The organism is Streptomyces sp. NPDC107471, assembly GCF_055582845.1.
The window spans coordinates 323,706-336,882 of record NZ_JBVJPC010000008.1; the positions used below are offsets into that span (position 1 = coordinate 323,706).

14 protein-coding genes are annotated in these 13,177 nt (G+C 72.7%); 8 read left to right on the forward strand and 6 right to left on the reverse strand.

The window, feature by feature from the left end; all coding sequences use genetic code 11:
• Positions 1-34: 34 nt before the first annotated feature.
• Positions 35-1,696, forward strand: coding sequence for a hybrid sensor histidine kinase/response regulator (locus ACZ66S_RS27305; RefSeq protein WP_469904170.1), 1,662 nt, complete (start codon positions 35-37; stop codon positions 1,694-1,696).
• A gap of 82 nt (positions 1,697-1,778) precedes the next feature.
• A complete protein-coding gene (locus ACZ66S_RS27310; protein ID WP_469904171.1) occupies positions 1,779-2,687 on the forward strand; it encodes an SGNH/GDSL hydrolase family protein in 909 nt (302 codons plus the stop codon).
• Positions 2,688-2,690: 3 nt separating this feature from the next.
• On the opposite strand, the gene ACZ66S_RS27315 is transcribed toward ACZ66S_RS27310, so the two are convergent.
• Positions 2,691-3,173, reverse strand: coding sequence for a VOC family protein (locus ACZ66S_RS27315; protein WP_469904172.1), 483 nt, complete (start codon positions 3,171-3,173; stop codon positions 2,691-2,693).
• Between the two features lie 123 nt (positions 3,174-3,296).
• On the opposite strand from ACZ66S_RS27315, the gene ACZ66S_RS27320 reads away from it, so the two are divergent.
• From ACZ66S_RS27320 to ACZ66S_RS27330, 3 genes are all read left to right on the forward strand, one after another.
• The gene (locus tag ACZ66S_RS27320; protein WP_469904173.1) at positions 3,297-4,493 is read left to right on the forward strand and encodes an epoxide hydrolase family protein; all 1,197 of its coding nucleotides are present in this window, start codon (positions 3,297-3,299) and stop codon (positions 4,491-4,493) included.
• Positions 4,494-4,615: 122 nt separating this feature from the next.
• The gene (locus tag ACZ66S_RS27325) at positions 4,616-5,239 is read left to right on the forward strand and encodes a ClpP family protease (protein WP_469904174.1); all 624 of its coding nucleotides are present in this window, start codon (positions 4,616-4,618) and stop codon (positions 5,237-5,239) included.
• Position 5,240: 1 nt separating this feature from the next.
• Positions 5,241-5,843 (forward strand): ClpP family protease, encoded by a 603-nt coding sequence (locus ACZ66S_RS27330; protein WP_469904175.1) that lies wholly within the window; start codon positions 5,241-5,243, stop codon positions 5,841-5,843.
• Positions 5,844-5,863: 20 nt separating this feature from the next.
• Here the strand turns inward: ACZ66S_RS27330 and ACZ66S_RS27335 are convergent, their stop codons facing one another.
• A complete protein-coding gene (locus ACZ66S_RS27335; RefSeq protein ID WP_469904176.1) occupies positions 5,864-6,283 on the reverse strand; it encodes a helix-turn-helix domain-containing protein in 420 nt (139 codons plus the stop codon).
• Between the two features lie 88 nt (positions 6,284-6,371).
• On the opposite strand from ACZ66S_RS27335, the gene ACZ66S_RS27340 reads away from it, so the two are divergent.
• The gene (locus tag ACZ66S_RS27340) at positions 6,372-7,151 is read left to right on the forward strand and encodes a class I SAM-dependent methyltransferase (protein ID WP_469904339.1); all 780 of its coding nucleotides are present in this window, start codon (positions 6,372-6,374) and stop codon (positions 7,149-7,151) included.
• Between the two features lie 221 nt (positions 7,152-7,372).
• Complete coding sequence (locus ACZ66S_RS27345) at positions 7,373-8,269, forward strand: RNA polymerase sigma factor SigF (RefSeq protein ID WP_469904177.1); 897 nt, start codon at positions 7,373-7,375, stop codon at positions 8,267-8,269.
• Between the two features lie 112 nt (positions 8,270-8,381).
• Here the strand turns inward: ACZ66S_RS27345 and ACZ66S_RS27350 are convergent, their stop codons facing one another.
• Both ACZ66S_RS27350 and ACZ66S_RS27355 read right to left on the reverse strand, forming a co-directional pair.
• Complete coding sequence (locus ACZ66S_RS27350; protein WP_469904178.1) at positions 8,382-8,840, reverse strand: ATP-binding protein; 459 nt, start codon at positions 8,838-8,840, stop codon at positions 8,382-8,384.
• A gap of 87 nt (positions 8,841-8,927) precedes the next feature.
• A complete protein-coding gene (locus ACZ66S_RS27355; RefSeq protein ID WP_469904179.1) occupies positions 8,928-10,169 on the reverse strand; it encodes a DUF6777 domain-containing protein in 1,242 nt (413 codons plus the stop codon).
• A gap of 169 nt (positions 10,170-10,338) precedes the next feature.
• Here ACZ66S_RS27355 and ACZ66S_RS27360 point away from each other — a divergent pair, with 169 nt between their 5' ends.
• Positions 10,339-11,616, forward strand: a complete 1,278-nt coding sequence (locus tag ACZ66S_RS27360) for a streptophobe family protein (RefSeq protein WP_469904180.1) — start codon at positions 10,339-10,341, stop codon at positions 11,614-11,616.
• Between the two features lie 44 nt (positions 11,617-11,660).
• On the opposite strand, the gene ACZ66S_RS27365 is transcribed toward ACZ66S_RS27360, so the two are convergent.
• Positions 11,661-12,638 (reverse strand): serine/threonine-protein kinase, encoded by a 978-nt coding sequence (locus ACZ66S_RS27365; protein ID WP_469904181.1) that lies wholly within the window; start codon positions 12,636-12,638, stop codon positions 11,661-11,663.
• Positions 12,628-13,173: an SH3 domain-containing protein gene (locus ACZ66S_RS27370; protein ID WP_469904182.1), complete on the reverse strand. Its 546-nt coding sequence runs from the start codon at positions 13,171-13,173 to the stop codon at positions 12,628-12,630. The genes ACZ66S_RS27365 and ACZ66S_RS27370 overlap by 11 nt, the downstream gene beginning before the upstream one ends.
• Positions 13,174-13,177 lie beyond the last annotated feature (4 nt).

Here is a 13,177-nt window from a genome sequence, read left to right on the forward strand (position 1 = left end):
TCCCCCAGACACGGCCCGGCCAGGAGGTCCGCCCATGCCCGACGCCCCGGACTTCCGGCGCCTGTTCGACTCGCATCTGTCCCCGCTGCTCGTCCTCACCCCCGACTTCGTCATCGTCGAGGTCAACCGCGCCTATCTGACGGCCACGCGCACCGACCGCGGCATCGTCGGACGGCCCGTCTTCGACGTGTTCCCGGACAACCCCGAGGACCCCTCGGCCGACGGCGTGGCCAATCTGCGCCGCTCGCTGGAGACGGTCGTGGCGAGCGGCCGCACCGACACCATGGCCCTCCAGCGGTACGACATCCCGACCAGCGAGGCGGGCGTCTTCGCCGAGCGGTACTGGAGCCCCGTCAACACGCCGGTCCTGGACGACACGGGCCGGGTGACGCACATCGTGCACCGGGTCGAGGACGTCACGGAGTTCGTGCACCTGCGGCGGGTGGGCCGGGAGCAGCAGCGGGCGGTGGCCGACGCGCAGATGCGCGCCGAGGGCATGGAGATCGACCTGTTCGTACGGGCGCGGGAGATCCGCGAGGTGAACGAGCAGCTCAGCCGGGTCAACGCCGAACTGGACGCGGCGGGGCGCCGGCTGCGGGAGGAGCAGCGGGCCAAGGACCGGTTCATCGCCACGCTCTCGCACGAGTTGCGCAACCCCCTCGCGGCCGCGACCGCGGCCACCGAACTGCTCGCCCTGGACATGCCCGAGGGGCATCCGGCGCTGGCGGTCCTGGAGCGGCAGCTCGGCACACTGGCCCGGATGAGCAACGACCTGCTGGACGGCACCCGGGCGGTCACCGGGCGGCTGGAGCTGGTGAGGGAGCCGGTCGACCTGCGCCCGGTGGTCGAGGGGGCCTGCGCCGACATCCGCGGTCTGTTCGCGCACGACGGCCGCACGCTCGACGTACGGCTGCCCGCCGAGCCCCTCGTCGTGGACGGCGACCGGTTGCGGCTCGCGCAGGTGCTGACCAACCTGCTGTCCAACGCGCTCAAGTACACCCGGCCGGGCGGCCGCACCGAGGTGGAGCTCACGGACGGGGTCGGGGAGGCGCGGCTGACCGTGCGGGACGACGGCATCGGCTTCGAGCCGGGTCAGGCCGAGGAGTTGTTCGGGGTGTTCATGCGGGCGGCGCCCGCCGGTCCCGACACGCCGGAGGGCCTGGGGCTGGGGCTCGCCGTCGCGCGGACGATCGCGGAACTGCACCACGGCCGGGTCGGCGCGCACAGCGACGGGCCCGGCAGGGGGGCGACGTTCACCGTGGTGCTGCCGGTCACCGGCTCCGCGGCCCTGCCGCGACCCCCGTCCGCGGCCGTCCGGTCCACGCCGGGCGGGCTGGCCGTGCTGATCGTGGAGGACAACGAGGACCTGGCCGCGACCTACCACACGCTGCTGGAGCGGCGGGGCCACCGCGTGACGACCGTGCACACCGGGACCGCCGCGCTCGCCGCGACCGAGGCGCAGGCGTTCGACGTCGTGCTGTGCGACCTGGGACTGCCCGACATCGACGGCCACACCGTCGCCCGCCGGGTGCGGGCACGGCCGGGCGGCGAGCGGCTCCGGCTCATCGCGGTCTCCGGGTTCAGCCAGGGGACCGACCGGGCGCTGTCGCGGGCGGCCGGGTTCGACGCCCATCTGACCAAGCCGCTGCCGCTGACCGACCTGACGGACGTCCTGGAGCGCCGGGACGGGGAGTGAACCCCGCCGCGCGTCTTCCCCCCTGGACCCGGCTGTGCTTGCCTGGGGAACCGTTTTTCGGCGACCGGGGCGGGAGTCGCGCATGCGGACACCGTGGATCGTGGGACTCCTGACCGCTGTGCTGCTGCTCGGCGCCTGCGGCGACCCGTCCGACGGGCCCGAGCCGGCGCCCCCGACACCGGACGTCCCCCGCGCGGCCACCACGCACCGGCGCGCCCAGTCCGCCCCGGACGCCTCCGCGGCCGTCGTCGCCCCGCGCGTGCTGTACCTCGGCGACTCGCTCGCCACGGAGGCCCAGCAGGTCCTCGGCCAGGAACTGCGCCGGCGGCTGCGGGCGACGTACACGAGCGCGCCGTACTCGGGGACCACGCCGTGCGACTACCTGGAGGGCACGGGGAAGAAGTCGCTGGTGCCCGACCGGGACAAGGCGGCCGCGCTGGTCCGGGCGCTGCACCCGGACGTCGTGGTGCTGCAGTTCTGGGGCAACGCGTGGGGCTACACATGGTGCATGGACGGGATCAGCCATGCCGCCGCCCCGGGGAAGTACTTCAGCAGGTACCGGGCGGACCTGAGGAGGCTGACCGGTCAGATCGCCGCGGCGGGCGGTGAGCGGCGGCCCCGGATCGTGTGGGTGGCGCAGGGCCCGGACCCGATCACCCCCGACCGGGTCCGGCGCGTGAACGAGCTGTACGCGGAGCAGGCGGCCGCCTCGGACGACGTCGTCGCCGACGCGGGCGCGACGGTGGCGCCCGCCGGAGCCCGCTACGTCTGGGCGCAGTACCTGCCGTGCACCTCCTACGAGCACGAGCATCCGGCCTACTGCACCGAGTCGGCCCGCGACCGCACCGCCCTGCATCTCGACAAGGACTACCTGCACTTCTGTCTGGCGCCCACGACGTCCACACCCCGGCCGTGCCCGGTCCGCTCCCCCGGCATCCTGCGGATGGCCCGGGAGGTCACGCGGGTGATCGGCCGGACGCCCGTCGGCTGACGCTCACTCGCCCGCGTACGCCTTCTCCAGGGCGGCCACGTCGAACTTGCTCATCGCCATGAACGCCTTGGTGACGCGGGCCGCCTTCTCCGGGTCCGGGTCGCCCACCATGTCGGCCAGCCCCTCGGGCACGACCTGCCACGACAGCCCGTAACGGTCCTTGAGCCAGCCGCAGGGGCCGGGCTCGCCGCCGTTCTCGGTGAGCTTGGTCCAGTAGTAGTCGATCTCCTCCTGGTCCGCGCAGAAGATCTGGAAGGAGACGGCCTCGGTGAACGTGAACTGCGGTCCGCCGTTGAGGGCGACGAAGTCCTGTCCGTTGACCGTGAAGTCCACCGTCAGGACGGTCCCGGCGGGCTGCATCGCGCCCTCGGGATAGTGGGTGACCCTCCCGATGGTGGAGCCCTTGAAGACCGAGACGTAGAAGTGCGCGGCCTCCTCGGCCTGTCCGTCGAACCAGAGACACGTGGTGAAGGGCTTGCTCGCCATGGTTTCCTCCTGAGGCGTCGTCGTGCGGTCGTAGGGGAGGACCGGTCCTCGGCGCGGAACTCATCGGTCGTGCGGCCGGAATATCCACGTGGCCCGTACACCGGTGCGGCCTAGCATCCCCGCATGACGTCAACCGACAGCATCACGCCCTTTTGCCTCGACGTTCCGCAGAGCGACCTCGACGACCTGCACGACCGGCTCGACCGCACCCGCTGGCCCGACGACCTCTCGGCCACGGGCTGGGCGTACGGCGTGCCGGCCGCTTACCTGCGGGAGCTCGTCCGGCACTGGCGGCACGGCTACGACTGGCGCGCGGCCGAGGCCCGCCTGAACGAGTGGCCGCAGTTCACGACCGTCATCGACGGCACGACGGTCCACTTCGCCCACGTCCGCTCCCCCGAGCCGGACGCGACGCCCCTGGTCATCACCCACGGCTGGCCGGGGTCGATCGTCGAGTTCCTCGACGTGGTGGGCCCGTTGACCGATCCGGCGGCCCACGGCGGCGACCCGGCCGACGCCTTCCACGTCGTCGTACCGAGCATCCCCGGCTTCGGGCTGTCCGGGCCGCCCGCGGACACCGGCTGGGAGGCGGGCCGGATCGCCGACGCGTGGGCCGAGCTGATGACCAGGCTCGGCTACGAGCGGTTCGGGGCGCAGGGCGGCGACTGGGGCTCGGCGATCTCCCGGGAGCTGGGCCGCGCCCACCCCGGGCGGACCATCGGCGTGCACCTCAACCTGCTGCCGGGCGCGCAGGCCACCCATGAACCGACCGAGGAGGAGCTCGCCGCGCTCGAACCCGGGGAGCGGGAACGCGCCCTGGAGTCGTGGCGCCGGTGGAGCGCCTGGTCGCGCGAGGGCACCGGGTACGCGGTCCTGCACTCCACCCGGCCGCAGACCCTCGCCTACGCGCTCACCGACTCGCCGGTCGGCCAACTCGCCTGGATCGTCGAGAAGTTCCAGGAGTGGACGGACTCCGCGGAGCTGCCCGAGGAGGCCGTGGACCGGGACCGGCTGCTGACCAACGTGATGCTGTACTGGCTGACCGGGACCGCCGGTTCGGCCGCCCGGATCTACTACGAGCGGGCGCACGCCACGGACGGGAGGGCGGCCCGGCCCACCGAACCGTCGACCGCGCCGACCGCGCTCGCCGTCTTCCCGGCCGAGATCCAGCTCCCGCTACGGCACCGGGCGGAACGCACCGAGAACCTCGTGCGCTGGACCGAGTTCGACCGGGGCGGTCACTTCGCGGCGATGGAGGAGCCGGACCTGCTGGTGGACGACGTGCGGGCGTTCTTCCGGGAGCTGCGCGAGAAGGGCTGAGCGCACCCGCGGGCAAGCGCTCTGCCGGTGGCGAATCTGCCACCGGCAGAGAAACCGCTTCGGGGCGGCCTGCGCGGTCGACAGTGGAGCCGACGGCATCCCTACGACCACGAGGACCGCCCATGACTTCCCCCCGGGCCGAGGAAGGCGACACCCCTCCCACCCGCTTCGACGACCAACTGGCCGCCCAGCTCCTCGCCCAGCGCATCGTGCTGCTGGGCACCCAGGTCGACGAGGTCTCCGCCAACCGCGTCTGCTCCCAGCTCCTGGTGCTGTCCGCGGAGGACCCCCGCACCGACATCAGCCTGTACATCAACAGCCCGGGCGGCTCCGTGTACGCGGGCCTCGCCATCTACGACACCATGCGGCTGATCCCCAACGACGTGTCGACGCTCGCCATGGGCTTCGCGGCGAGCATGGGCCAGTTCCTGCTCTGCGGCGGCACCCCCGGCAAGCGCTACGCCCTGCCGAACGCGCGGATCATGATGCACCAGGGGTCCGCGGGCATCGGCGGCACCACCGCCGACATCCTGATCCAGGCCGAGAACCTGGACCACAGCAAGCAGACCATGGAACGGCTCCTCGCCGAGAACACCGGCCAGACCCCGGAGACGATCGCCCGCGACGGCGACCGGGACCGCTGGTTCACGGCCGAGGAGGCCAGGGAGTACGGCATGGTGGACCGGGTCGTGGAGTCCCTCGCGGACGTCCGCCCGGCCGCCTCCAGGCGACGGATGGGGCTGTGACATGGCGAACTACACGATTCCGTACGTCGTCGAGCGCACCGCGCACGGCGAGCGGTCCTCCGACGTGTTCAGCCGCCTGCTGTCCGAGCGGATCATCTTCCTCGGCACCGAGATCGACGACGGGGTGGCCAACGTCGTGATCGCCCAGCTCCTGCACCTGGAGTCGGCGGCGCCGGAGAACGAGATCTCGATCTACATCAACTCCCCCGGCGGCTCGTTCACCTCGCTCATGGCGATCTACGACACGATGACCTACGTGCAGACGCCGATCTCGACGCTGTGCGTGGGGCAGGCGGCGTCCACCGCGGCCGTCCTGCTGGCCGGCGGGGATCCCGGGCGGCGGCTCGTGCTGGAGCACGCGCGCGTGCTGCTCGGCCAGCCGGCGTCCGGCGGCAGCCGCGGCGCGATCTCCGACCTCGCCCTCCAGGCCAAGGAGATGGTCCGCATCCGCTCCCAGGTCGAGGAGGTGCTGGCCCGCCACACGCACCACGACATCACGACCCTGCGCGCGGACATGGACCGCGACAAGGTCTTCACCGCGCAGGAGGCCGTGGAGTACGGGCTGGCCGACGAGGTGGTGAGCCGGCGCCTCGTGCGCGTCTGAGGCACCGGCTTCCTCCGGGGTCAGGCGGCCAGGCACATCCCGTTGTACGGCGCTCCCGGCACCGCGCGGCGGCTGCGGGCGGAGTGCCGGGTGAGCTCGCCCTGGGCCAGGGAGAGCAGATCCCCGAGGCCGAGGCCGAGTGCCTGGGCGGCGGCCGCGAGGACCTCCGAGGAGGCCTCCTTGCGGCCGCGCTCCACCTCGGAGAGGTAGGGCATCGAGATCCGGGCCGCGTCGGCCACGTCCTTGAGCGTGCGCTCCTGGGCGAGGCGCTCGCGGCGCAGGACGTCTCCGACGAGGTCACGCCACAGGGGTTCCCTGACGGCGGGCTCCTTCGGCGGTGCCCCGGCGGGGCGTTCGGAGACCGGGCGGACGGACCCCGGGCGCGCGGACTGCGGGCGCAGCGGGATCACGCGGGCTTGGTTCGGCGCTTCGTTGCTCACCGGATCAGCCTAAATTCCCTGGCCGCCAGGGGAAGGGCCCGGCATTCTGCCCTGGGTGGAATCGACGACGGGAAGGGCGCGCGGCCCGGTGCCGCGCGAGACGTTCAACGACGTGGCGGAGCTCTACGACAGGGCGCGGCCGAGCTATCCGCCCGCGCTGGTCGCCGAGTTGGCCCGGGTGTCGGGCCTCGGCCCGGAGAGCCGGGTCCTGGAGTTGGGGCCGGGCACCGGGCAGCTCACCCGCGCCCTGGCCGGGTTCGGCTGTCACCTCACCGCGGTGGAACTGGGCGACGCGATGGCCGCCGTGGCCCGGCGAGGACTGGCCGCGTTCCCCCGGGTCGACGTACGGACCGCCGAGTTCGAGCGCTGGCCCCTGCCGGAGGAGCCCTTCGACCTGGTCGCCTGTGCCACCGCCTTCCACTGGATCGACCCTGCGGTCCGGGTGGAGAAGGCCGCGGACGCGCTCCGGGTCGGGGGACGCCTCGCCGTCATCGCCACCCACCACGTGGCGGGCGGCACGACCGACTTCTTCGCCCGGGCCCAGGACTGCTACGAACGCTGGGATCCGGACACCCCCCCCGGGCTGCGGCTGCGGCCGTCCTCCGAGCTCGAACCCGACACGGAGGAGTTCGAGGGCTGTCCCCGCCTCCGTGACGTCACGGTGACCCGCTTCGAGCAGGACATCACCTACACCGCCGACCAGTACATCGACGTGCTCCTCACCTATTCGGGGCACCGAACCCTGGCCGACGCCCGTCGTGAGGGTCTGCTGGGCTGTGTCAGGGGCTTGATCGAGACACGTCACGGTGGGCGGGTGGTCAAGCGCTACCTGCACGAACTGGTGGTCGCCACCCGGGTCGCCCCCTGAGAACCGGCGATTTCTGGCCACTGGTCCACTTGGTGGGCATGGCTCGTCACTCCCCGGGTACGCGCAGGGCGAGGGAGCTGCGGGCGGGTGGATTCGGCCGGTGGCCCGGGGAGGCATATGTTGTCGACATCGGGGTACACGGCAGTCCACACATCTGCAGGACCCGAGACAACCCAGGCCGAAGAGGCAGACGTCGAGCCGTGACTTTCGTGGGAGAGGTAATGCATACCGCCGTCACCGCCGTGAACCGTTCGGAGGCACAGGTCACCGAGCACGCCAGCGGGACCAGGACGGGTGGGACACCCCTGCCGGGAGTCGAGGAACCGCGGTCCGTCGCGCCGCGGGACGCACGGGAGCTGTCCCGCCAGTTCTTCCAGCGCCTCACCGAGCTCGAGGAGGGGACGCACGAGTACCAGTACGCGCGCAACACCCTCATTGAGATGAACATGTCACTCGTGCGTTTCGCGGCCGGGAGGTTCCGGGGCCGCGGCGACGACATGGAGGACATCGTCCAGACCGGCATGATCGGTCTGATCAAGGCGATCGACCGGTTCGAGATCTCCCGTGAGGTCGAGTTCACGTCGTTCGCCCTCCCCTACATCGTCGGCGAGATCAAGCGCTTCTTCCGTGACACCACCTGGGCGGTGCACGTCCCGCGGCGCCTTCAGGAGCTGCGCGTCGAGCTGGCCAAGGCCCGCGAGGAGCTGGGCAGCCGGCTGGACCGCGACCCGACGGTGGCCGAGCTCGCGACCCTGATGAACATCTCCGAGAACGAGGTGATCGAGGCGCAGATCGCCTCGAACGGCTACAACTCCTCGTCGCTCGACGCCGCCCTGACCGGCGACGGCCCCGAGGGCGGCGAAGCGGTGCTCGCCGACTTCATCGGGGTGGAGGAGGAGGGCCTGCGGCTCGTCGAGGACTTCCAGTCGCTCGCCCCGCTGATGGCCGAGCTCAGCGACCGCGACCGGCAGATCATCCACATGCGGTTCGTGGAGGAGGCCACCCAGTCGGAGATCGGTGAGCGCCTCGGCTGCTCGCAGATGCACGTGTCCCGGCTGATCAAGCGGATCATCACGCGGCTGCGCGAGGGCATGCTGGGCGAGCTGGGCTGCGCCTGACACACGGCCTGCCATACAGACAGAGCGAAAAAGCGGGTGCCGTCCTCGGACGGCACCCGCTGCATGACCGGACTGGTTCAGTCCACGTGGTCGACGCGGCCGGGGCGCGCGCTCACGGCTTGTCGCCGAAGCCCAGCACGGCCCGCACCCGCTTGCCCACCGGGACGCGTTCGGCCGCCACCTCGCGGGCCAGCACGTGCACGATCTCCAGACCGTGCCGGCCGACGCGCTCGGGATCGCGCGGGAACCTGCGGGGCAGGGCCGCACTGCTGTCGTAGACGGTCACGACGACCTCGGCGTCGGTGCCCTCCAGCTCAAGGATGTACGGCCCGTTGCTGTGCCGGTCGGCGTTGGTGACGAGTTCGCTCACCACGAGGAGCACCTCCTCCTCGGCGCGGTCGCCGATGGCGGCACACCACTCGGTTCTGAGCCGCCCGAGGAAGTCCGCGGCGAACGACCGCGCCTCGGCGATGCTCCCCGGCTCACCGGTGTAGTGCGCCGCCCGCCGTAGGGGTTCCACGGGCACGTCGAAACCAGTCGGTATCACTGCCCCGTCCAGGTGATCGATCATGCGTTTCTCTCTCGGAAGCCGGACTGGCCGGACGCTGCTGCACCAGTCCTCGTACCCCGAGTCGCGCGTCGCAGTCCAGGTGACGCGTCACACCACCCACGCGACCGGGGCGCCGGCCTGCGGCGCCGACTGCGTGGTGCTCGCCGTGGTGTCGGAGGCGAGCGGCGGCTCCGGGGGCGAGGAGTCCGGTGCAAGGCTCTCACCTGGGGATTCGCTGCTGGGCGGCGGTTGCGAGGAGGGGCTCGACGGCGGCGAGGACGGGGCGATCAATGCCGGCGGGCACGGACTCGACGATCCGGACGGGTGAGCGGACGGTGCTCCGGACGACGTGGAGACACAGGGCTCCGGGGAGTTCGGGGATGCCGGGCTGCTCGATGTCGTCGGCGGTGACACGCTCACCGGCGGCGACGACTTGGCCGGCGGATCGGTCTTGTGGTCCTTGCCTCCGGTGTCGCCGCGGTGCCGGGCGATCCAGTCGTGGTGGTCGGGGTCGTAGAGCACGAAGACGTTGATGACCGTCGTCGAGGGCGCCACCACGACCACCTTCGAGGGGCTGTACGACGGCCAGGAGTCGCCGGTGCGCTTCGGCGTGGTCTGCTGGGCGACCGGTGGGGTCAGCGGGTTGCCGCAGGCGCAGCGCGTGCGGGGCACTCCGCGGTCGTCGACCAGGACGGCGGTGCCGGCCTGGAGGACGGCCTGGTAGCTGGTGGCGGCGCCGTCACGGTAGCCGTGGTTGGTGACGCGGGTGTCCATGCGCAACTGGACCGGGGTGAGCGAGCGCAGGAAGGCGGGGACCCCGGACGGCCGGACCCCGGCGACGGAGGCGAACACGCTGTTCTTCTCGGGGTCGGCCCCCAGGGCCTTGATCTGCTTCTCGACGTCGCAGCTCGACGCGTTGCGGGTGCCGCCGTAGAGACCGGGAGCGGCGCCGTCCACACCGCGTACGGCGTTCGCGGGCTCGGAGGCGCCGGTCGGGGAGGGCGAGACCGGCGGCACGGAGCTGTCCTTCGCGGTCGACTCGGTGAAGGGCTCGGGGCCGGTCTTGGCGGCGGCCTGGAGGAAGACCTCGCCGTTGCCGCCGGCCGGTGTGGAGCCGCCGCCGGAGCGGGTGAAGACGACCGCGAGGACCACGGCGACGACGACCGCGGCGGCGATCACCGCGACCCGGGGCGCCGACCGCCACCAAGGGCGGCGGGGTTCGGGCGCGGGTGCTCCGCCGCTGCTGCCGGGGGGCTGCGAGGGCGGGCCCGTAGGCGGTTGCGAGGGACCCGACAGCGGGCCGGAGGGCGGACCGGTGGGGCGGCCCGACGAGGGCGGTTCGACGCTCACGAGTTCTTCTTCCCGACGCGGGACCCCTGCGGCGCGATTCGATTGCCCCGATTCAGCCGCATTTCTCCGCGACATACCCATTGTCTGCTCTGCTTCGGTGCCTCTCGCAAGCGGACGCGGACGGACCTCCCGGCAGGCGGGCCGTCCGCACGCTGCTTAGCGTGGCAGGGTGCACCCGCAACCCCCCTTCGACCAGCCGGTCGTCGCCCGCCACGGCTGGGTCCAGGCCCTGGCCACGGTCCTGGTGGCGGTGCTCGCCATGGGGGCGGTGGCCGCGCTGGGACTGTGGGCGGCGGGAGCGGCCGACCTGCCGGACCACGCGTTCCCCCGGGTCGTCGCGGCGAGCGTCGTCACCGCCGTCGGCGGCACGGTCAAGCTGTCGGGCGGCGCGGGCGGCCTCGCGGACAGCGCGGCCGGACTCACCGTGATCCCGCTCTCCGTGACCCTCACCGGGGCGCTGGTGGCCGGGGCCGGCTTCCTCAGGCCGCTGCGACACCGGGCCGTCGCCGGCGGCCGGGAACTGGCCGGCTGGGCCGCCCGCGTCGCCGTCCTGTGGCTGCTCGCGCTCCTCGCCCTGGCCTACGCGGCCCGCCAGACGTTCAAGCTGTCCGTCGGCGACGACACGCTGAACGACCTGGGCGATCTGTTCGGCGTCTCCCCCGAGGTCGGCTTCACCACGGACGTCCCGCCAACCCTCCTGTTCGGCCTGCTGTGGATGGCCGGTGTCCTGGTGCTGGCCCTGCTGGTCTCGCGCCGGGCTCCGCTGCCGGGGCGACTGCTGCGCCTCCAGGAGTCGGTACGGCCCCCCGCCTACGCCATGGTCGTGCTGCTGCTCGCCCATGTCGTCCTCGGCATCCTGATCGCCCTGGTCGTCGCCGTGACCCGCGGCCATGCGCCCGAGACCCTCGCGGTGATCCTGCTGGGCCTGCCGAACCTGGTCTGGCTCGCCCTGACCATCGGCCTCGGCGCCACCTGGAACGGCCGCGTCGACGGCCCGTTCGGGCTGCCCATGCCACACCTCCTGGACGAGGTCCTGCGCTCCTCGGACACCACCACGCTGAACCTGCGCACACTCGCCGAGCACGACGGCCGGGTCTGGTGGCTGGTGGTGGTCGAGGCCCTCCTGCTGCTCTCGGTGGCGTTCCTGGCGGCGGCCCGCTCCCCCGCCCGTGTCCGCGCCTGGCAGCACGCCGTGCACCTGGCGGTCGCCCTCGCCCTGACGGTCCTCATGATCTGCCTCACGGGCCGGATCTCCGCCCACTACGGCCTGTCGGTCCTCGGCATCGGCGACCTCGGCGGCGGACTCAACGGCGAGTTGTTCCTCGAACCGGAGCTGTGGCGCGCGGTGGCCCTCGGCGCACTGTGGGGCCTGGTCACCGGGTTCCTCGGGGCACTGGCGGCACGGACCGTGCGCCGCGGAGGGGAGATCGCACCGGCCGACGTGTGACGGCGACCGAGGGACGGCGACGCCCTCGGGGGTCGCGGCTCCGGCTAGCGTCCTCGGACCGCCGGCTCCGCCCAGCGGGGCGGGGGCTTGGGCCGGGTCTCCGGCGGTTCCACGGTCCGCAGGACGACCTCCGTCGGCGGGTGGCCGCCCGTCGCCGTCGAGCGGAGGGCCGCGACGAAGTCCAGGCAGGAGTCGTGGCGGTCGTCGGGGGACTTCGCGAGGGCCCTGGCGAACACCGTGTCGAGCGGTGCGGGCAGTTCCGGGCGGGACTCGGAGAGCGCGGGCGGGGGGTCGTACTGGTGGGCCCACAGCAGGGCCATGTCGTCGTCGCGGCGGAAGGGCGGGTGGCCGGTGAGGGACTCGAACACCACGCAGGCGAACCCGTAGACGTCGCAGCGGCCGTCGACCGGGCGGCCGGAGATCTGCTCGGGGGCCACGTAGTCGAGCGTGCCGACGAACTGGCCCACCGACGTGAACCCGGTCAGCGACAGTGACTTCTTCGTGAGTCCGAAGTCGGTGAGGTAGACGTGCTCGGGATGGTCGCTGTCGGTGCCCCGGGAGACCAGGATGTTGCCCGGTTTCACGTCCCGGTGGACCAGGCCGTGCTCGTGGGCCGCGTCCAGCGCGGAGGCGACCTGGGCGGCGATCCGCAGGGCGGTCGCGAGGGGCAACGGCCCCTGGCGGTCCAGGAGATGACGCAGGTCGCTGCCGGCGACGTACCGCATGGCGATGTACAGCACGCCGTCCGTCTCGCCCGCCTCGAAGACGGGGACGATGTGCGGGTGGTCGATCGCGGCGGCCACCCGGGACTCGTGGCTGAAGCGCTTGCGGAAGGTGTCGTTGCGGGCGAGCTCAGGGGCCAGCAGCTTCAGCGCCACCGTCCGGTCCAGGCGCAGGTCCCGGGCCCGGTAGACGACCGCCATGCCGCCCCGGCCGATCTCCTGCTCGATGCGGTAGTTCGCGACCTGTCGGCCGATCAGTTCGGAGGGGCTGCCGGAGAAGAGACTCGTCTCACGGGCCATCGGGGGTCACCACCTGGGTGGGGGCGTGCCCGGGGCTGTCGGCACCCGCGCGGGGCGCCTCGTCGGTGGCGTAGGTGGCGAGCCGGGTCCCGTCGGCGTAGACCCAGCGGCCGTGCTGGGCGTCGTATAGCCACACGTCCTCCCCGTCGACGACCACCCCGATCCGCAGCCCCCGGGTGCGGCCGCGGAAGGTGTCCCCGTCGAGGCCGCCGCGGGCCAGTTCCTCGACGGCGGCCCGGTAGCGGGCGAGGGTCTCGTCTGCGCGGGCCAGCAGAGGGCGGGGGTCGGCGGTGCGGGTGAGCGGGCTGTCGGGGGCGGGCGGGTCCTGGGGTACGGCGATCAGGTGGCGGCCGTCGACCCAGGCCGACCAGCCGTTGGCGCACAGGACGTGCGCCCAGTCGCCGCGCCGCTCGACGAGCTGGACGGGCAGGAGGGGGTCGAGGGGCACGGTGGGACGGGCGGGGTCCGGGCCTTCCCAGGCGGGCATGCCGTACCCGGGGACGACATGGCTGGGCCGGAATCCGGGGGTCGTCATCGGC